Here is a 19,683-nt window from a genome sequence, read left to right as displayed (position 1 = left end):
AGAAGCGCCATGAGCCGACTAACGGATACCTGGATCATCACCGCCCAGTGCCCGAGCATTCTGGGCACGGTCGATGTCCTCACCCGGTTTTTAAAAGAGCAGCACTGCTACATCACCGAACTCAGTTCCTTCGATGATCGGCTGGGCGAGCGCTTCTTCATTCGTGCCGAGTTTCGCCCGGAGCTTGATGACTTCAGCGAGCAGGCGTTCGAGGAGGCCTTTGGCCCCCGCGCCCGCGAGTTCGACATGAGCTTCGAGCTGACCCCGCCGGCCAAGCGAACCGGCGCGGTCATTCTGGTGTCCAAAGCGGACCACTGCTTGAACGATCTGCTCTACCGCTATCGCACCGGGCAGCTTTCGCTGGATATCAAGGCGATCGTCTCCAACCATCCTGACCTGCAGCCGCTGGCCGAATGGCACGACCTGCCCTATCACCATCTGCCGATCACCCCGGACACCAAGTCCGAGCAGGAAGCCCAGGTGCTCGACATCATCGAGCAAACCGGCGCGGAGCTGGTGATTCTGGCGCGCTACATGCAGGTGCTTTCGCCGCGCATGTGTCAGCTGCTCGATGGCCGCGCGATCAATATCCACCACTCCCTGCTGCCTGGCTTCAAGGGTGCCAAGCCCTACCACCAGGCCTACGACAAGGGCGTGAAGCTCGTCGGTGCCACCGCGCACTACATCAACAACGACCTGGACGAAGGCCCGATCATCGCCCAGGGCGTGGAGCCGGTGGACCACGCGCACTACCCGGAGGATCTGGTCGCCAAGGGGCGTGATATCGAGTGTCTGACGCTCGCCCGGGCGATCGGCTATCACCTGGAGCGGCGGGTGTTTTTGCACGGTGGCCGCACGGTGGTGTTCGGCAACTGATCGAACGCCCCTGACGCTCGCGCCTCGACTACAGTAAGTACAACAAACGACGTCGCCTCGCCGGACGATGGGTTCGCCCGTCGCCGGTGAGCCGGCGCGCTATTCTCATCAGAGGTCTTCCATGCCTATCAGTGTCTTCGACCTTTTCAAGATCGGCGTCGGCCCGTCCAGTTCACACACGGTCGGCCCCATGATGGCGGCCTTCAAATTCGCCGCGGCGGTAGAAGATGCCGGCGTACTCGACCGGGTCAGCCGTCTGGAAGTGCATCTCTACGGCTCGCTCTCCGCTACCGGCGTTGGCCACGGCACCGACCACGCCACCGTTATGGGCCTGATGGGCGAGCGCCCGGATCGGATCGACCCGTCGATCATCGGCCCGGCGATCGCGACGCTCAAGGAAACGCACACGCTGTCGCTTAACCGCCAGAAGGACGTCACCTTCGTTTGGGACCGGGACATGCGCTTTCACGATGAAAGCCTGCCCCACCACCCCAACGCCATGAAGCTCTGCGCGTATGACGAAGCCGATCAGGTCCTGCTCGCCAACACCTACTACTCGGTCGGCGGCGGCTTCGTCGTCGACCAACACCAGGTGGACGCAAAGCTCGAGGACATGGACAGCGCCGAGATCCCCTTCGACTTCAACTCCGCCGAGGAGCTTTTGGCGATCTGCAAGCGCGAAGGCATGAGCGTCAGCCAGCTGATGATGGCCAACGAAAAAACCTGGCGGCCGGAGCAGGAGGTGCGCGACGAGCTGTGGCGCATCTGGCGGGTGATGTGCGAGTGCGTCGACAACGGCCTGACTCATGAAGGCGTGCTGCCCGGCGGGCTCAACGTCAAGCGCCGTGCCAAGCTTTTGCATCAGCGCCTGTCCGCCGCCGAGCAGAACCCGTGCCTGATCGCGACCACCTTCTCCGCGATGGAGTGGGTCAACATCTTCGCGCTGGCCGTCAACGAAGAGAACGCCGCCGGCGGGCGCATGGTCACCGCCCCGACCAACGGCGCGGCGGGCATCATCCCGGCGGTGCTGCACTACTACATGAAGTTCCAGGCAGGCTCCAGCGAGCGTAACGTGGTCGACTTCCTGCTCGCCGCGGGTGCCATCGGCATCCTGTGCAAGAAAAACGCCTCGATCTCCGGCGCCGAAGTGGGCTGCCAGGGCGAGGTCGGCTCCGCCTGCGCCATGGCCGCCGCCGGCCTGGCCGAGGTGATGGGCGCAACGCCCGAGCAGGTCGAACACGCCGCGGAAATCGGCCTGGAGCACAACCTGGGGCTGACCTGCGACCCGGTCGGGGGGCTTGTTCAGGTGCCCTGCATCGAGCGCAACGCCATCGCCACCGTCAAGGCGATCAACGCCGCTCAAATGGCGCTGCACGGCGACGGCACCCACTTCATCTCGCTCGATAAAGTGATCCGCACCATGCGCGACACCGGCCGCGACATGCTCGACAAGTACAAGGAGACCTCCAAGGGAGGCCTGGCGGTGAATGCGATCGAGTGTTGAGCGCCTTTTCTTCTACCAAGCTCCATGGCGGTCCAACCGCCATGGAGTTTCACGTTGGCTGCTTCACCCTTCAATCCATGTCTTGCTGTATTGCTGCCCCTATCCCGCTCTTTGCTTATCGATAGACTCGTCTGGCGAGTATTACTAAAGTCTAAGCGGCTTCCTCCCTTGCTATTGCTTGAATACTGATAAGGTATGGACCACTGCCCAGCCACTTAATGGCGGCAACAGATTATACCGTCTATCTTGAGCGCCCCTTCATACCCGGGAGGTATCATGGAGCTACGCCACCTGAGGTACTTTTGCGTTGTGGCGGAGGAGTTGAATTTCACCTGTGCCGCCGAGCGGCTTCATATGTCTCAGCCGCCGCTTTCCCGCCAGATTAAACAGCTGGAGCAAGAAGTAGGCGCTGAGCTTTTCGAGCGAGGGTCTCGAGGATTACGTTTGACCCAGCCAGGCATCTTTTTTCAACAACGCGCTATAGAAATTCTGGAAAAAGTAAACGTCACTATCGATTCCACGCGCCACATGGCTCGTAGCAAGCGATCTCTTTTTGGTATTGGGTTTGTGCCCTCAATCTTTTATGGCCAGATACCGATGCTTGTACGAGATTTACGCCAAATCGATAACATAGAAATATCATTAGCGGAGCTCACGACAGTTCAGCAAGTGCACGCGCTCAAGTCAGGACGCATTGACATCGGTTTTGGCCGTCTTCGAATTGATGACCCAGATATTGAGCAGGAACTACTTTTTAATGAGCCACTGATCGCCGCCGTTCCTAGTGGGCATCCACTTGAAGGTTCCTCCCCTACCTGTGCTGATCTTGCAAATTATTCGCTTATTCTTTTTCCTGCAAAACCGCGACCCAGCTTTGCCGATATGGTGCTGGGTATCTTCCGTCGCCAGGGTTTAAAAGCAAATGTATTGCAAGAGGCGAACGAGGTTCAAACAGCGTTAAGTTTAGTCGCCTCAGGGATTGGAATAACTCTGGTACCAGAAGAAGTAAAACGTGTACAACGGGACGGTATTTCTTATATTCCCTTGGCTGATAAAACCATTACCTCGCCTGTTCTTTGTAGTCGCCGCCGCCATGAGAAACCCTCCGCTCTCATGAGGGAAGCGACTACTATTTTAAACAAGCTGGTTGATGATCGCCTCAAAGGTCGATATCCCTAATCATTAGTGTTACGCACTAGTATGCATATGACCCGCAGCCAGACTAGTGCGACCTCCAAGTGACAACCACAGCTATTGATATAAAACTATATCTATACCTTGGCAGTACCCGCTAATTGGCTAGCTAGATCATGCTCGTCCTCTTTGGCGCGCGCCCGGGGGTGACGCGTTTGAAGCGCGAGATCTTTGGCCGAGGTCAGCTCGACATCAAACACCACTTGAGAAAATGGGCCGTCCAGTTCGCGCTTAGAAATTTCCGCTGGGTCTTCGATATGCTCTGCAGGAATGACTAGCTCTTCTCGGGTAGCGAAGGCAAAGTCATCGAAGGTATAGGGGTCACCCGCCAAGTTGATCTGGGTAGTCAGATGCTGATGTCCCGGAGCGGAAACGAAGTAGTGGATGTGAGCCGGGCGTTCGCCGTGGCGGCCGAGCGACTTGAGTACAACATCAGTGGGCGCGCCTTCGGGCACCCCATAGCCGGAAGGAATAATGCTGCGGGCGGTATAGCGACCATCGCTGTCGGTGTAAATCGTGCGGCGCAGGTTGTACTCGGACTGCGATGGGTCAAAGAACGAGTAGCCGCCCTTGTCATTGGCGTGCCAGATCTCGACCTTGGCCCCGGCGATCGGCGTGCCGTCCACATCGCGCACTTGGCCAGTCAACCACATGGTTTCGCCCTCAGTACCTTCATCATCCATGCGCGCGAAACTTTCGGCTTCCGGGGCGCCGGCCACGTAGAGCGGGCCTTCGATGGTGCGCGGAGTACCGCCGGTACGGTGCGCTTCAGCGTCGATAGCGTCGTGGCGCATATCCAGGAAATGGTCGAACCCAAGTCCAGGCGAGAGCAGCCCGAACTGTGTCTGACTACCCAGCGCGTTAAGCAGATTAACGCCCGCCCAGTACTCTTCTTCGGTGATGTCGAAATCGTCGATCAGTTTAAACAGATCACCGACCAAGCGCTGCACGATTTGCTTGGCGCGCTCGCTGCCGCCGGACTGATCGAGACCAGCAACCTTGTTAATAAAGTTCTGTACGTCTGGCGTATCGAAAATTTTTACGGTCATGTCAGAATCCTCAATTATTATAGAGTTGTATTTTTAATCAAGATGGCTTGGTTAGTGCTGTCTCAGTTGTCGTCTTCGCGAATGGAGGAAGGGTGACGGCACAAGGGTTTGACGCTGATTTCCATGTACGGAAATAACGGGAGGTTGCTAACGAGCTCTTGCAGTTCCGTATTGTCTTCAACGTCGAAAATACTGACATTGGAGTAACTACCGGCGACCCGCCATAAGTGGCGCCACTTACCCTGGTGCTGTAGTTCTTGCGAGTACTCTTTCTCTGTTAATTTGATACTGGCCGCCTGCTCAGCGGGCATCTCAGGGGGTAGCTTAACGGTCATCTCTACTTGAAATAGCATCCGTATCTCCTTTCTCTTTCCGGTTGCGCTTAGCGCAGACGACTTAAGCGCGACGGTTATCGGCGTGAATAGTGGGCTAACTTATCCTCATCCAGGATCACACCCAGACCCGGCCCTTTAGGTACATCAACACCAAACTCGGTGTAATTAAGTGGCTCGACGACGATATCGTCTTTTTGTAAGAGTGGGCCGAACATCTCAGTTCCCCAAGTCATCTCGGGAAGGATGGACCAAGCATGAAGTGAGGCGGCCGTGCCAATCGTGCCTTCCAAGAGCGTGCCGCCATATAAGCCAATACCGGCAGCTTGGGCGATATGTGCCAGCTCCAAGGCACCATATATACCCCCTGATTTGGCAAGCTTAAGTGCAAAAGCACCGCTAAAGCCGCGGCAGACGAGATCTAGTCCGTCGCGGGCATCCTGAACTGCTTCGTCTGCCAACATGGGGACATTGAAGCGGTTGGCCAGACGCACTAGGCCGGCCTGCTCGCTGGCGTGAATGGGCTGTTCGATCAGCTCAATACCCGCCTCTTGAAGGGCCTGAATACCACGCACTGCCGTAGATTCGTCCCAAGCCTGGTTGACGTCGACGCGCACACTGGCACGCTCCCCGAGCGCCTCCTTAATCGCCGCCACATGACGAACGTCCTGGTCGACCGGGTTAGCACCGATTTTTAATTTAAAATCGCAGTGCCTGCGCTGCTCCAAGCGCAGCTGCGCTTCGTCGATATCCTTGGCGGTATCGCCGCTAGCCAGCGTCCATAGCACGGGAAGATGCACCTGCTGAGGACCACCAAGAAGCTCGGAGACACTCAGCCCCAAGCGCTTTCCGTGGGCGTCCAGAAGGGCCGTTTCGAGTGCAGATTTAGCGATCATATTGCCACGAGCATGCCGGTTTAACTGCGTGCGTAGGGCGTGAACATTGTGGGAAGGCTGACCAATCAGCAGGGGAGCCAAGTAAGTGTCAATATTGCGCTTGATGCTTTCCGGGCTCTCCGGGCCGTAGGCCAAGCCCCCAATGGTGGTGCCTTCCCCAAGACCTTCTATACCGTCGGAGTGACGCATACGCACGATAACCATGGTCTGGCAGGCCATTGTTGTCATGGAGAGTTTGTGGGGACGGATAGTCGGCAGATCAACTAGTAGCGTCTCAATGTGTTGTATGACGGTTGACATGGAAGCTCCGGCGTAATGCGATCAGTTCACTGACTAGCAGTGTGAGTGGCGCTATCAGCCAAAACCAATATTGTTTGAGTGCCTAGCTATACCGGAGAGGTATCACTGTGTGCTCACACTAATCCAGTCCAAGCGTATAGATAGTGTTGGCGCATCATAAGTGGCTAAAATTGAGGTTTTTAAAAATCCTGAAAACGATCTTTTTGGCCTAAAATGACTGTTGGACTATTTGTTGCGCCACATTAGCGTAGCCTTTTTGCAAAATTGACGACTGCTTTACTAAAATATAGCTTTTCCAGATTATTTTTTGGATATTAATAACTTAAAATAAAAAATCGCCTTTCCTATAAAAAGGCTTGAGCTTTAACTAAACAACCAAAATTTATCTATTACGACCAAAGGATAGTCTGGCGCTGTCACTGAGCGCTTGGTCAGCGCTCAATATCGTTACATGCCTTTTATAACCCCAATATCTCGCGCGCCTGCTGCCAGCTAGCTACCGGTCGCTGGTACTTGGTACATAGCGCAACGGTGCGCTTGACCAACGCCGCGTTGGAGGACGCCAGCGTATCGCGGTCCAAACGAACGTTGTCCTCAAGCCCCGTACGCGTATGCCCACCTGCAGCAATCGACCACTCGTTCAGAAGATATTGGTTAGCGCCAATACCGGCACCACACCACTGAGCATCAGGTGCCAAACGTTTGAGCGTCTCGATATAAAAATCAAACGTGGGCTTGTCCGCAGGCATTGCGTTCTTCACGCCCATAACAAACTGCACATAGAGTGGTGTTTTAAGCTTACCCTGTTTGGAGAGCGTCACCGCCTGATGGATATGCGATAAATCAAAGGCTTCGACCTCAGGCTTAACACCATACTTGAGCATCTCATCGGCTAGCCAGTCCACTAGTTGCGGCGAGTTCTCGTATACGCGGTTAGGGAAATTGTTGGAGCCTACCGAAAGGCTGGCCATATCCGGGTTTAGCGACAGCATCGCGCCGCGTGCTTCGCCGGCGCCGGAACGCCCCCCGGTCGAGAGCTGTATAATCATGCCGGGACAATGCTTTTTGAGCCCCTCCATCAGCCGGGCAAACTTCTCCGGATCAGATGAAGGCGTTTGATCATCGTTACGCACGTGGCAATGAGCAATAGCAGCTCCCGCCTCGAACGCGGCTTGGGTGCTTTCCACCTGCTCTTGTACCGTAATGGGTACGGCCGGATTGTTCTCTTTACGGGGCACACTGCCGGTAATAGCGACGCAGATAATACAAGGACGAGACATGGGCAACTCTACTTTATTCCAGAACAAAAGAGGCATTTTATACTTTTAAAGCATACTACATGCCCTGGTTAATTGAACTATAAAAACACCCAAGCTACTAAAACAACCCCTAAAGCGAACAACTCATACTCAAATATATATTTACAATCAATCTATATAGCATTAAGATTATGAAACATTTTACTCAAGCATTGATTAATATAAATAATTTCTTGCTTGCTAAAATCGCTAAACGCTTTTTCCACTAGCCTGCTTGTAACCTGCCTCGCAATATCTAACTTTTCCTCTCCGAAAGAAGTAATATCAACTTCCGTAACACGCCCATCCTGAGAGCTAATTTCGGTTATCAATAAACCTGCTTCCTGCATACGATAAATCGTCTTGGTAATGGTTGATAGCTTGGCAACAGCATGTACTGAAATATCAGACATACTCAGACGCCCATGCTCATGCAAAATCATCAAGATTCGCCATTTCGATGAACTCAGCCCATGTGGTTTTAGCAGTGAGTCAACATCTGCTCCATGCTTTGCGTTCAACCGTGCAACCCAATAAAAAGGGAAATCGCGTGATCGAAAATCATCGGAAAGAGGAAAAAACGAAGAGGATAGTCCTTCCTTGTCCACCATATATATGCCATCCCAGAAAGTAGTAGATTATTCTAGCATATAACCCATACAGTGTAAGCGGAGGCGACCGTGGAAAGGGGGTTGGTCTTCGACGCTGTAGGTGGCACGCCAACTCACCTTTCACATGTATCAACAAGGTCAATCCTTAGAGGTGAAACGTGGCGACAACGTCGTTTATACTGCAAAAACACGGGGTTCTTCACACTGACTCTCAAGATACCATTAGAGAGCGTGTTGCCCACTACCTGTGCCCACACCATATGCGCTTGTTCGACGGTCAACCGCTGTCCTCCAAGATGAGTGCGATCAGCTTCGATCAGCTGTCGATTATCGAGTTGCAATATGGGGCCGATGTCGAAATTGACCCAGAGGCGGAATCCAACGTTTACCTATTTCGTGTGACGCTTGAAGGCCAAGGGAAGATTGTGTATCCCGATCAACAGATCGATATGGTGCGCGGTGGGGTTACCGTGAGCTCACCCTGCCAAAGGGCCCTGATTCAAACTACGCAGCACTGCCATAACATTATCATGCGTATTCCTCGCCACCGGCTGGAGCAGCGGCTAGCCCACCGGCTCCAACAGCCGATTTCTTTTCCGCTAATCTTTGAGCACTATGCCCCTAGCTACTCACCCGCCACCGACTTTTTGCTCAATACCATCAGATATTTTGCCAGCCTATCGGATTTTCACCTTCATTCGTCCACCGCAGCGGAGCAGTTAAAGCGAATGGAAGATTATCTTTATGACAGTCTACTTGGGCTCTTCAAACATAATTACAGTCAACGTCTTCAGCTGGATACATCGTTATTGCCTCGCCATGTAAAAAAAGCCAAACAGTATATGGATCAGCATCTGAGTCAAGAGATCACGCTTGAAACACTAGCGCACCATGCTCAAGTCTCGACACGCACACTGCAATATGGTTTCCAGCGATTTGTGGGGCTTTCACCCAAGGCTTACCTTATCCAACAGCGTATGCAAAGCGTGCACGAAACGCTGGTTAATGCACGCCCTGGTACCCGCGTGACCGATATCGTACTGCAGCATGGTATTAACAACCCCGGACATTTCGCTAGTCGGTATAAAAAAGTATATGGCATCACGCCGGTACAGACCTTGTACACCAATGATCACCACACGGCGTGAGCTAACTTTTATTCTATGTTAAAGGAGCTCGTCACGATAAGTGTTAAAGAGCTCCTTCATGCGTGTCTCAAGCTCGCGAGCTGGCAAACCTTGTGCTTCTGCACCGTCAAGAATCGCGTCATTTACCGGCGCCAATCGTTCGCCCCATCGAGCCGCCTCTTCTTCCGAAAGCGAGATGATCTCGACCCCTTCTTCAGCTTGCGACCACTCCAAGGAGCGCTGAATCTGCTCATCCAGATACTGTCCAGTGAACGCGGCCATTTCAGGTGCCAGTTCTTCCATCACCTCCTGCACCTGTGTAGGTAGCGATTCCCATTTTTCCTGCGTCATCACCGCGGCGAAGATGGTATTCGTCAATGGATAATCGGTTACATATTTGACAGTACGAGCAAACTGCAAATCCATTAGTACTTCGCGAGAAGACGCGTACCCATCAATGATCCCGGCCTGCAATGCCTCGCCGGTCTCTGCCTGAGACATGCCGACGGCAGTCATACCCAAGGCGTCCAGAGCTCTGGAGTTATCACCTGAAATCCTAATCTCCAGTCCCTGTGCATCCTCCAGGTGGCGCACCGGCTCTATGGTTTGTAGATAGGCAGGCTCTGAGGTAAAGGCCGTAATGACCTTGAAACCCTCCAATCCTGTCATCTGTTGGCCATACTCCTGGATGAGCTGATAGACCGTTCGACTGGCAATTTCAGAGTTAACGTTTTGACCTGTCAGGCTCCCGGTCAGATTGATCAAGGGAAAACGCCCAGGCTCATAGGAGGTTGCTGAAAGTCCAATGTCAGCCACGCCGTTTAGCACTCCATCGTACATGTTATTGGCGCTTAGCAGAGTCCCCCCAGGAAACAGCGCGACCTCCACACGGCCATTGGTGCGCTCGCTAATTTCATTCGCCCAGCGCTCCATCTGTATTGCCGGAAAGCTCTGGGCGGGTGCAAAGAAAGCGTAACTGAGCTTGATCACCTCTGGACTCTCGTCGCGCGTGCTGGCTGAACTTTCATCTTCACGATCGCTACATCCTGCCAAGGTGACAGCAGCGACCAACAGCGATAATCTGCCTATCCACTTACGGCTTTTCATGACTCCACTCCCCTTGGGCGCCCTTATGACCTCGGGCGAGCTTCGACAACTGGCATGAGCTTTAAAAGCGCCAGCCGCTTGAGAAAATCATCCGAACGCTGGCGGCGATGTTGCGCCAAGTCACTACCTGCATAGTCAAAAAAGCCCTGCCCATCCTGAAAACCGCGCCGCTGCTCTTGCATATTACGAGCAATGACATCGGGCGATTTGAAGCGCTCGTCGAGGTTTTCGCACAGATAGTTTGAGGCATAATAAAGCGTGTCGCCGCCCCCCCAATCAATAAACTCCAGCACGCCAAGCACTGAGTAGCGCAGACCTAATCCAACCCTCATGGCCACATCGATGTCCTCAGCACTAGCGACGCCTTCCTCGACGAGACGAGCAGCTTCGTTCATCAGCAGGACTTGTAAACGCGGTACGATGTAGCCCGGTGCCGCTTCGCATAAGACAGGTACCTTACCAATACTCTTGAGAACGCCGTATAACTCGTCGATATAGCGTGACTCGGTTTTGGTACTGCGGCTGACCTCGACTAATGGCATCAAGTGGGCAGGGTTGAGCCAGTGCGCGTTCATGAAACGCGCGGGATTTGTTACAAAATCGGAAAGCTCACTGACCAAAAACGTAGAGGTCGTCGAGGCGATCACAACGTTCTCCGGCAATTTCTGGCTGGCCCACACCAGTCCTTTCTGCTTGAGCTCACGCATCTCTGGTAAGGCTTCGAACACCAGTCGACCGCTCATCGGGGCCACCACCTCTTGATGGTCGGTAAATTGCAAACGCGACACCATGGACGCTATCTGCTCGGTCTGTACCAACCGCTGATCTCGAAGATACGTAAGCTCTGTCGTCAAACGGCTTCGCGCCTGATCGTAGTAGCGCGCTCGCTCACCGGGCTCACGCACCTTAAAATCGACCAGCACAACCGCTTGCCCGGCCAGAATGAACGAAAGCGCGATGCCTTCCCCCATTCGTCCTGCACCCAGTACAATGATCGGATTCTGCACGTTATTCTCTCCCATCGTTGAGTCTCAGCGCTGGATACCGTGCGTCATGAGCTGACGCATCTCGTCCTGCGATAGCGACTCCAACCCAAGGTTTTCCAGTGTGCGCCCTTCGGCGTACAAGTCTCGTCCGGTAATGGCGGAAGCGATATTCAACAACCCTTCAGCGACGGGCGTCGGCTGCCCCACCCAACGGCCAACCGACACAATTAGCGATAGGCCTAGCCGAGTATCCTCCATCATGTAACGGTGACTATGTAACTCGATGTTCTCTCGCCAATCACCGCTGTCCGTCAGTTTTCCATGGGCCCCACGTCCATACATCCACTCTTCGCCTTCGCTGGCATAGTGATTGGCCAGCGGGAAGTGAGAAGGTTGATAGCCAAGCGCTTCACGCACGGCAATCCGCTCGTTATCGAGCTCAGTCGTGACGCTTCGAATAGCAGGTTGCGTACCTTCGTTGTGAATATCCCAAGCGTCGAAGTGCTCCAGCGGACCGGCATTCATGATTATTAGAGGGGGGTGGATGACAGGGCCTGCGTTCATGAGCGCTCCACTCAGACCATCTTCGATGGGTTCAACGCTGGGGTACGCCTCGCGAAGTACCGAAAACGCGTGCTCCGACAGCTCACTGGGAAAAACACCCGTCGGAAGGCGGGTCGCGTAGACGCTGATCACGACCTTGTTCGGACCATGCTTGCGCGCCAGATAAGGCAGTGTACCGGTTTCGCAAAACGCAACGCGGCTAGCATTACCGGCTTTTTTCATTGCGCGATGGAAGAGATAGCAACCAAACGTTCCCGGCGGTAGAAAGACGACCTGATCATCGCGAAGTAGCGGACCTAACTGCTCGGCAAGTGCTTCGTGAGACGTCGAAGGTAGTGGAACAATCACCAGATTTGCCTGACGAGTCGCCTCCGTTAGATCACTGGTCAGCGTCAGTTCACCTTGACCACTTCCTATCTGAATTTGCCGATCACCGCGGGCATCCTTGACATCCAGATAGCCCAGTTGACTCAGCTCTTTTAAAGCCTCGCTATCACGACGCCACAGTGTGACATCGAAACCTTTTTCCACCATCTCGATAGCCGCGGCGTAACACCCGTGCCCACCACCAATCACGCTAACCTTCATCGCTTTCTCCCGTTGATGTTGTGATTTATCAGAGGCTTTTACGGTATAGCCACCCTGTGAGCGGCCGCTATCCAGAATGCGCGATCGATATACAAAAAACGCAAAGATATGAAAAAACCAGGGAGTGCTGACGAGCAGGTCTATCGACAAGTGAACCCGGAGATGAACCATAAAGGCTATCGGGTATCAATTTCTGCACATTTTGAGTGCTTCAGTCGATCCAATTTAGCGAGTTGTTTTCCCCAGTACTCTTAAATTGGCATCCATCGTACTGATTCAAAAATATTTATATCGATCAGGAATCTATCTTGCAAAACTAAAAGAACATAACCGGCAAAAGAATTGCCTAGGCTATTTACTTAACTTTTCATGTGATGTTGAATGTTTTTTGCGCTTTCAATAATGGCATTCAGCCGATAATAAACGAGAGAATATGCTCATGACTGAAGACACTTACTCGACCCCTGCCTCCTCATTGCGTACGCCTGCATTACGTCTGGGTACTCTTTTGGCGAGCGCGCTGCTAAGCAGCGCTACATTAGCAAGCGACATTAAGCTCAACTATGCCTTTTTCGCACCAGCTCAAACGTTTCCGGGGATGCAAATGCAGTTCTGGGCAGAAGAGCTGGAGAAGCGCACAGAGGGCCAAGTGACGGTTAATACGTTTCCCGGCGGCACTTTGCTGACCGCGAGTAACATGCTTGATGGGGTACTCAATGGCGTCGCCGATATCGGTTTGACCACCACGTCCTATGAGCCCGCACGCTTTCCGCTACTCAACATGATTGGTGATATCAACGGTCTGGACATAAATGCCGAAGTAGCCAGTCAGGTGGCCTACCAACTCGTTCAGGAGTTCCCCCAGGAGCAGTTCAACCTGGAGGACTTCAAGGTCATCACTGTCTTTACCTCTGAGCCGGGATACCTTCAAACGCGTAACGAAGTTCGCACCCTCGAGGATCTGACAGGCCTTGAAATTCGCGTACCCGGGGAGTCGGAAACCATGCGGTCGCTGGGTGCTGTTCCCATTGGCATGTCCCAGGCCGAAACAGGCGAGGCGTTACAGGCCGGCATTGTTCAGGGGATTGCCTCTTCACGGGAAACGCTGATGGATCTTCAGTACGCGCGCTACCTTGACTATATCGTCGATTATCCCTTATCCAACGTGATCATGCTGGCCGTCATGAGCCGCCAGCGCTGGGACTCCCTGCCCGCGGATGTACAGCTCGCTATCGACCAACTGGGCGCTGAAGCCTCACGATTTGCAGGGCACTATCTCGATAACCATGTTCAGGAGTCGCTCGCTTGGTCACAGGAAAACCATGACTTGAACGTCATCACGCTGGATGAAGAAGAGCAGGCTCGTTGGGCGGCGCGCCTTGATCCTCTCAATGCGCGGTATATCGAACAGATTGATGCACAAGGGCTCCCTGCCCAGGCGCTTTATGATCGAATGCTAGAGCTCATTGAGCAGTACGATAGTAGCCCCTCTATTTAATTTTTAATTGAATGTAGAGAAGAAGTTACCGCCTCTGACGCTGTTGGAACGATGTCAGGCAACGCCGGACTCTCCCATGGCCAGCAGGCGGTAAAGCGTTTCGAGTACCGGTACTCGCAGGTGGTGCTTCCTGGCGGTGCTGACAAGCGCACCATGAATACTTTCCACCTCGGTGGCACGACCTGCTCGACGATCCTGCAGCATGGACGGCAGGTGGTCTGCCTGACAGCGAATGGCATGATCGATACTGGCCACCACGCGCGGCCGATCAAAAGCAATACCGCCTTGCTCGGCGATACTGCCGCATTCGCTCACAATTTCCTCGATCAAGTCCTTGCCTTGTGCATGCTCACCCACCGCTCCCACGGCACGGTCAAGCAACGTGCAAAGGCCATTGAGAGCCGCGTTGAATGCCGCTTTCTCCCAGATTCTGCTCTCGACCGCCGAATCCGGACAGCTGGTTAAACCGGCGCCGATCAGAACCTCGTGTAACTTTTTCATCCATGGGTCCTCTTCTCCCGTACAGCACCACCATTGAATGGTGCCTTGGGAATTGCCATGCACCACGCCAGGCGCCCGCAAATCCGCCGCGATAGTCGTAATCCCCTGCAAAATGTAAGCGGTATCGACGTACTCGGCAATCAAGGCAGCGTTCCCCAGCCCATTTTGCAACGTCAGCACTCGTGTTTGAGGGGCAATAAGGTGTCTTGCGGCCCTGATCGCCGCTCGTGTCGCACTTCCTTTAGTGAGCATCAGTATCAGGTCGATGTCTTCTCGGAGTTGCTCAGCCAGACCAATAGGGACTCGTATCTGATCTACCTGTCCTGCCATGTCCAGACGAACCCCCCGAGTACGAATGGCCTCCAATGTCTCCGAATCGACATCGATCAAACGCACTGTGTTGCCGCTCAGAGCGAGTCGAGCAGCAAACAGACACCCCATGGCACCGGCTCCAATGATAGCGATTTTCATCATATTGTTAGAACGGTAGCGGCCGCTCAGTTTTCATCTTACGGACCATGGCGGTGAAGAACTCGTTGGCAAAGCCACTTTCGCGAATCAGTTGAGCCGTGAGGTTGGCACACTTCTGACTGATCTCAGTGTCGATTTCAACGTCATCGCCTCCCAGTGCCCCTGCTGCGCACTGATTCTCGGCGGCTCGCTGAACAGTCCAAAGAAGAAAGATCGCTTTTTCGATGCTGGATTCACCGACGGCGATACCATGATTACGCAATACGAGAATGTGTTTATCACCAAGACTCTCCAACATACGCTTCTTCTCATCTTCGAATAACGTGATGCCCTCGAACTCGTGATAGCCAATCCGTCCATAAAGCTGAGCACCATAAAAGTCATGATGACCAAAGCCATTTGTCTTCTGCACTACCGCAGAGATAGGAATGGTATGGGTATGCAGCATGCAGTGGATGTCCTCGCGAGCGCCGTGCACAGCACTGTGCAGCGCGAATCCTGCCGGATTGGCGCTATATTCGGACTCCTCGACCTTGTTGCCATCCAAATCGACTTTCAGCAAATTGAGCGGAGTGACTTCCGTATAATTGAGCCCGAAGGGGTTGACCAGATAGTGACCGTCGGTATCCGGTACGCGGGCGGAAATATGATTGAAAATGGACTCCGTCCAACCAAAAAAGTCGACCAGATGATAGCAATAGGCCAGTTTGACCCGCTGCTGCCACTCTTCATCACTGCAGTGGCTCGGTTTTTCGATCCCAGCGGGCATTGCGATGGGCTGAATATTCATTGATACGTTCTCCTGTCAGGATGTCTGTTCGCGTTGGCGGTGCGCAGCGCTTTCCAAATAGTGAGTGAGATATACAATTGTCCTGGTGACGGGGACGGCAATCCCCTTTCTGTCTGCCAGCTCGATCACGCCCTCTACAATGGCAGTGAGCTCAAGTGGGCGCTCGCGCTGATAATCCTGAAGCATGGAGGTCTTGACGCCTCGCATGGCGGTTCCGATTTCCAGAAGTTCTTGCAGGGTTATTTCCAACTGACTGCCATGGGCCTGTGCGGTAAGCCGGGTCTCTTCGTAAAGCGCCTCTACCACTTTTTGTAACCAGGGATGGCTATAAAGAGTGTCAAGCGTTGTACGGGTGATAACCGAAAGCGGGTTGGAACTGAGGTTCGCTGCGATCTTGCTCCATACAGCGTCGCGAATACGAGGCGTATGGCGTGTTTCAACTCCTGACGATGTCAATACTTCGACAACCTCGCCAAGACGGCGCTGGCGCTCCGGGGAAAGCGATGCGATTTCACCCAGCACCAGCCGATGCGGCGTCGTCGATACAGCCCGTCCCGGCGCTTCGAGTCGTGCGGTGATGTACACGACACATCCCAGAATGCACTCAGCCGGTCGTTGCCCGATCAGGTGCCCGCCCGGGTCGACCGCCTCAACATGGTCCACGGTTTCGCTACTCCCCATGAACAGCCACCAAGGCGTACCATTCAGCAGCGGGACAAGCCAGGTATGCACTCCAAAGAGAGGCGACAGCGCTGGTAAGAGTTCGGGTACCGCGTGCGCCTTGGTACAAAGCAGCACGATATCCTGAATGCCAAGGTCAGCGCTTTGATCGGACACCGTTACCCTTGCCGAGTGATGGCCCTGCATATCATTTAACTCGACACCCCGATGTTCGATGGCCGCAAGCGCCTCTCCCCTTGCCAATACACTGACGCGATGGCCTGCCTTCGCTAACCGAGCTGCCAATGTTATGCCAATGGCACCTGCGCCGACGATGGCGATGCGCGGCGACACAATAGAGTTCATCGGGCACGAACCTCAGGGCTTGAGTAGTACGGAGGTGGTGCAGAAATCCGATGCCCAGCCGGCCGTCAACGGCGCCACGAACACGTTCTCCGTACGTGTTCGGGTAATCAACCAGCGCCCATCCGACTGTTTGGCAAAGGCGTTGTTGAGGCGCGATGAGCGCAGCAGGGAGCTGCCGTCCGAAAATATCCAAGGCTGACAGTGCACCCACTGTCCCGTTGCCGTGTTTCCGTCGACATGAATCTGCTCGGAAGTCAGATAGTGCACATTGAGCAGCAACTCGGGGTCCTGTTTTTCGCCCCAGAACTTCTCGAAGTGACCACGAATGGCGGCCGCCCCTTCGAGACGCCCAAACTGCCCATCGTAGTATTCGCCGACCCCCTCCCACACCGCATCCTCGGAATAGAGCGCCATGATATGATCGATGCGTTCGGCATCGCCGCTCACGCCATACTCGGGCAGGGGCGTATCGCATAGAAACATATAGCGTGCCTGAATGCGGCGTATCTCCGCCTCGGCTTCCAGTTTATCGACACGCTCCAGTAGCGCCTTGAATTCGCTGGCAGTCACTTCGTTCATCGCTCTCGTCCCCGGTTTATAGTGATGATGAATGTTGCTCACACTCTTGTCTTAACGTGAACCGAGCTGTTCGATGACATGCACCAGTCCGGTCTTCATATGGCTCAGCTCCTCATCGCTGACGCTATCGAACACCTTCTGTTCATGCTCTTGCGCCATCTTGAGCAATTTGTTCGCAAGCTCAGTACCGGCCGCTGACAGTGCCAGTTGGCGCTCGCCCGCAGACTCGTTCACCAGATCTCGGCGGATTAAACCGTTCAGCGTGTATTCGCAATCTTCCGGCGGTTGAGCGACGCCTTGGGCAACCTGAGCGAACGGCTGTGGACCGCGATCAAGAAGCAGTGTCAGCATCCGCCACTCCTTTTCGTCCACGCCCAGATGGCTTAACCGGGGATAAAAGTCCCTGCGATAGGCAGCCAATGATTGGCGTAGCAGATAAAGAAAATGCTGGCCCAGCACACCGTCACCGGTAGAATGATCGATGTCGGGCAGCATCATGGGGTGCGGCTCCGGCAGCGCGTAACGGCCACCATGGAATACCAGCGATCCGCAGCCATCCTGATAGTCATACTCGAGCACTTCACCCACGATGATGAAGTGATCCCCTCCCTCGTAAACCTGCCAGGTCCTGCATTCGAAATGGGCCGCCGCGCCGACAATACGAGCGCTGCCTCCCATCCCTTTTTCAATCTCGATATCCTTGAACTTATCCTCACCGCGCTGAGCGAAGCGGTTGGAAATCGCCACCTGATCGCTGGCCAACACATTGACGACAAAGTGCTCGGCCTGACAGTAGATATCCTTACTGTAAGCACTTTTATCGATACTCCAGAGAATCAGCGGAGGCGTCATGGAAACGGCATTGAAACTACTCGCCGTCACACCGTACTGCTCGCCCCGCTCATCCTGAGTAGTGATGACGGTAACGCCCGTAGCAAACTTGCCCAGTGCGTTTCTGAAGTCTCTTGTATCAATACTCATGATCCACCTTTTATTATTTATAGAACGTCAGCGCCCCAGCTTTTCGCCTGTTACACCGCCAATTCCATACTCGCTTTTAGGAACTTCGCTGATAATGACGCGCACATTCTCTTTGGGAGCGCCCACGGAAGAAACGACGGCATCAGTAACTTCACTAATGAGCGCCTCTTTTTGTTGCTGTGTTCTACCCGACATCATGTAAACGTGAACGGTAGGCATTGGTATCCTCGTTATAAGTTCCTGTTAGTAATGCGTCAGGCACGAACGCGCCTGATCGGTCTTGCACCATGAAAGACTCCGGGGCCATGGTCTAAAATCGTACCCCGGAGCTAACATCAGAAAGCCGTTAGTTCACGGTACTCGTCGTAACTTTCGCTGAACGCTTTATACGACTGGATCACTTCGGCAAAGTCTGCATCTGCCTGAGCGGCCTCTTCCAGTACTGTCTCTGACGCCGCTTGGAGCGCGCTCATGACATCGTCAGGGAAACGCTCCACGGACACGCCCGCATCACGAAACTCATTCAGCACGGCCGACTGCGCCTGCATGTCGTGCGCGTACATATGAATACTCAGGTCACTACAGGCATTACGTACCGACACCTGTTGGCTTTCGGTAAGCCCAGCCCATACGTCCGCGTTGATGAGTAGTTCATTTAAACTGCCAGGCTGATGCCAGCCGGGAAAGTAATAGTGTTTGGCCACTTCATAAAAACCCGCACTCGTATCGATGGCCGGGAAGCTAAGTTCCGCAGCCCCAATACGCCCCGTATCCAGCCCCAGGAATGTTTCGCCGGCGGGAATGGAGACGGGCGATACCCCCAGTTGACTGACGACTTGGCCGCCCAGCCCGCTGATGCGCATGCTCATGCCCTGTAAATCGTCCACGCTGTTGATTTCCTGTGTGAACCAGCCGCCCGCCTCGGAAATCATGCTGCCACAAGGAATAGGCACAACGTTGTGCGGCTCGTAAAGCCCTTCCCAAAGCTCCAGACCACCTCCGCCATAAAGCCAAGCCAAGTACTTGGGCACATCGGGGCCGAAGGGGATGCTTTGAAAGAGCGCGGCGGCGGGTATCTGCCCCGCCCAGTAGCTTGCGGCCGACCAGCCGGCGTCGAGACTCCCGTTACCTACGTTCTCGAGGATTTCAAACGGAGGGGAAAAGGCTCCCGCATCGTAAGGAGTGAATGTCAGTTCACCGTCGGTCGCCGTGGCAATATCCTCGACGAACCGATGGATCGAGCTATCGATCACTTCCAGACTGAATGGAAAAGCCGATTGAAGGGTAAGCGTTTGGGCCATCGCGGAGGATGCCAGCATCGATAGGCTGGCACCGATGAGGGTTTTCTTTAAAGGAAATGTCATGGTTTCAACTCCGTTTAAGGTTGTCGTTTTTGTTGAGCACG

General features: G+C 54.1%; 20 protein-coding genes. 5 read left to right on the top strand and 15 right to left on the bottom strand.

From position 1 onward, the window contains the following. Positions 1-9 precede the first annotated feature (9 nt). The 3 genes from purU (at position 10) to ACGLWX_RS11255 (ending at position 3,559) form a co-directional block, all read left to right on the top strand. Positions 10-876 carry a formyltetrahydrofolate deformylase gene (gene purU / locus ACGLWX_RS11265; RefSeq protein ID WP_252108092.1) on the top strand — a complete coding sequence of 289 codons (867 nt, stop codon included), beginning with the start codon at positions 10-12 and terminating at the stop codon, positions 874-876. A 121-nt stretch (positions 877-997) separates the two neighbouring features. Further along, positions 998-2,380: an L-serine ammonia-lyase gene (locus ACGLWX_RS11260; RefSeq protein WP_252108091.1), complete on the top strand. Its 1,383-nt coding sequence runs from the start codon at positions 998-1,000 to the stop codon at positions 2,378-2,380. 276 nt (positions 2,381-2,656) lie between these two features. Further along, positions 2,657-3,559: a LysR family transcriptional regulator gene (locus ACGLWX_RS11255; RefSeq protein ID WP_396239756.1), complete on the top strand. Its 903-nt coding sequence runs from the start codon at positions 2,657-2,659 to the stop codon at positions 3,557-3,559. Between the two features lie 92 nt (positions 3,560-3,651). On the opposite strand, the gene catA is transcribed toward ACGLWX_RS11255, so the two are convergent. The 5 genes from catA to ACGLWX_RS11230 form a co-directional block, all read right to left on the bottom strand. Further along, the gene (gene catA / locus ACGLWX_RS11250) at positions 3,652-4,623 is read right to left on the bottom strand and encodes a catechol 1,2-dioxygenase (protein WP_252108089.1); all 972 of its coding nucleotides are present in this window, start codon (positions 4,621-4,623) and stop codon (positions 3,652-3,654) included. A 62-nt stretch (positions 4,624-4,685) separates the two neighbouring features. Then, positions 4,686-4,976 carry a muconolactone Delta-isomerase gene (catC, locus tag ACGLWX_RS11245; RefSeq protein WP_252108088.1) on the bottom strand — a complete coding sequence of 97 codons (291 nt, stop codon included), beginning with the start codon at positions 4,974-4,976 and terminating at the stop codon, positions 4,686-4,688. Positions 4,977-5,032: 56 nt separating this feature from the next. Continuing rightward, a complete protein-coding gene (locus ACGLWX_RS11240; RefSeq protein ID WP_252108087.1) occupies positions 5,033-6,151 on the bottom strand; it encodes a muconate/chloromuconate family cycloisomerase in 1,119 nt (372 codons plus the stop codon). 458 nt (positions 6,152-6,609) lie between these two features. Further along, a complete protein-coding gene (locus ACGLWX_RS11235; protein WP_396239754.1) occupies positions 6,610-7,467 on the bottom strand; it encodes a 3-keto-5-aminohexanoate cleavage protein in 858 nt (285 codons plus the stop codon). Between the two features lie 116 nt (positions 7,468-7,583). Continuing rightward, the gene (locus ACGLWX_RS11230) at positions 7,584-8,060 is read right to left on the bottom strand and encodes a MarR family winged helix-turn-helix transcriptional regulator (protein WP_252108085.1); all 477 of its coding nucleotides are present in this window, start codon (positions 8,058-8,060) and stop codon (positions 7,584-7,586) included. Positions 8,061-8,218: 158 nt separating this feature from the next. On the opposite strand from ACGLWX_RS11230, the gene ACGLWX_RS11225 reads away from it, so the two are divergent. Beyond that, the gene (locus ACGLWX_RS11225; protein WP_396239752.1) at positions 8,219-9,208 is read left to right on the top strand and encodes an AraC family transcriptional regulator; all 990 of its coding nucleotides are present in this window, start codon (positions 8,219-8,221) and stop codon (positions 9,206-9,208) included. A gap of 18 nt (positions 9,209-9,226) precedes the next feature. On the opposite strand, the gene ACGLWX_RS11220 is transcribed toward ACGLWX_RS11225, so the two are convergent. The 3 genes from ACGLWX_RS11220 to ACGLWX_RS11210 are packed head-to-tail and all read right to left on the bottom strand — an operon-like array spanning position 9,227 to position 12,582. Then, positions 9,227-10,294, bottom strand: coding sequence for a TRAP transporter substrate-binding protein (locus tag ACGLWX_RS11220; RefSeq protein ID WP_252108083.1), 1,068 nt, complete (start codon positions 10,292-10,294; stop codon positions 9,227-9,229). A 23-nt stretch (positions 10,295-10,317) separates the two neighbouring features. Then, positions 10,318-11,301: a 3-hydroxyacyl-CoA dehydrogenase NAD-binding domain-containing protein gene (locus tag ACGLWX_RS11215; RefSeq protein WP_396239750.1), complete on the bottom strand. Its 984-nt coding sequence runs from the start codon at positions 11,299-11,301 to the stop codon at positions 10,318-10,320. Positions 11,302-11,325: 24 nt separating this feature from the next. After that, entirely contained in the window at positions 11,326-12,582 is a 1,257-nt protein-coding gene (locus tag ACGLWX_RS11210; RefSeq protein WP_252108081.1) for an NAD/NADP-dependent octopine/nopaline dehydrogenase family protein, read from the bottom strand. A 283-nt stretch (positions 12,583-12,865) separates the two neighbouring features. Between ACGLWX_RS11210 and ACGLWX_RS11205 the strand changes: the two genes are divergently transcribed. Further along, a complete protein-coding gene (locus ACGLWX_RS11205; RefSeq protein ID WP_396239748.1) occupies positions 12,866-13,930 on the top strand; it encodes a TRAP transporter substrate-binding protein in 1,065 nt (354 codons plus the stop codon). Positions 13,931-13,984: 54 nt separating this feature from the next. Here ACGLWX_RS11205 and ACGLWX_RS11200 read toward each other — a convergent pair whose 3' ends face one another. From ACGLWX_RS11200 to ACGLWX_RS11170, 7 genes are all read right to left on the bottom strand, one after another. After that, positions 13,985-14,902, bottom strand: a complete 918-nt coding sequence (locus ACGLWX_RS11200; protein WP_396240047.1) for a ketopantoate reductase family protein — start codon at positions 14,900-14,902, stop codon at positions 13,985-13,987. 7 nt (positions 14,903-14,909) lie between these two features. Beyond that, a complete protein-coding gene (locus tag ACGLWX_RS11195; RefSeq protein ID WP_252108078.1) occupies positions 14,910-15,692 on the bottom strand; it encodes a class II aldolase/adducin family protein in 783 nt (260 codons plus the stop codon). A 15-nt stretch (positions 15,693-15,707) separates the two neighbouring features. Continuing rightward, positions 15,708-16,718, bottom strand: coding sequence for a ketopantoate reductase family protein (locus ACGLWX_RS11190; RefSeq protein WP_396239746.1), 1,011 nt, complete (start codon positions 16,716-16,718; stop codon positions 15,708-15,710). A 12-nt stretch (positions 16,719-16,730) separates the two neighbouring features. Further along, positions 16,731-17,297 (bottom strand): nuclear transport factor 2 family protein, encoded by a 567-nt coding sequence (locus tag ACGLWX_RS11185; RefSeq protein WP_252108076.1) that lies wholly within the window; start codon positions 17,295-17,297, stop codon positions 16,731-16,733. Positions 17,298-17,348: 51 nt separating this feature from the next. Beyond that, entirely contained in the window at positions 17,349-18,278 is a 930-nt protein-coding gene (locus ACGLWX_RS11180; RefSeq protein ID WP_252108075.1) for a flavin reductase family protein, read from the bottom strand. A 27-nt stretch (positions 18,279-18,305) separates the two neighbouring features. Beyond that, on the bottom strand, positions 18,306-18,497 hold the full coding sequence (locus ACGLWX_RS11175) for a 2-hydroxymuconate tautomerase (RefSeq protein ID WP_252108074.1): 192 nt from the start codon (positions 18,495-18,497) through the stop codon (positions 18,306-18,308). Positions 18,498-18,613: 116 nt separating this feature from the next. Then, positions 18,614-19,642, bottom strand: coding sequence for a TRAP transporter substrate-binding protein (locus ACGLWX_RS11170; RefSeq protein WP_252108073.1), 1,029 nt, complete (start codon positions 19,640-19,642; stop codon positions 18,614-18,616). Positions 19,643-19,683 lie beyond the last annotated feature (41 nt).

The sequence above is a fragment of the Halomonas sp. HMF6819 genome (assembly GCF_044335525.1).
Lineage (GTDB): Bacteria > Pseudomonadota > Gammaproteobacteria > Pseudomonadales > Halomonadaceae > Vreelandella.
Note: the sequence above shows the minus strand (reverse complement) of the source record. Positions and strands in the feature narration are given on the sequence as shown.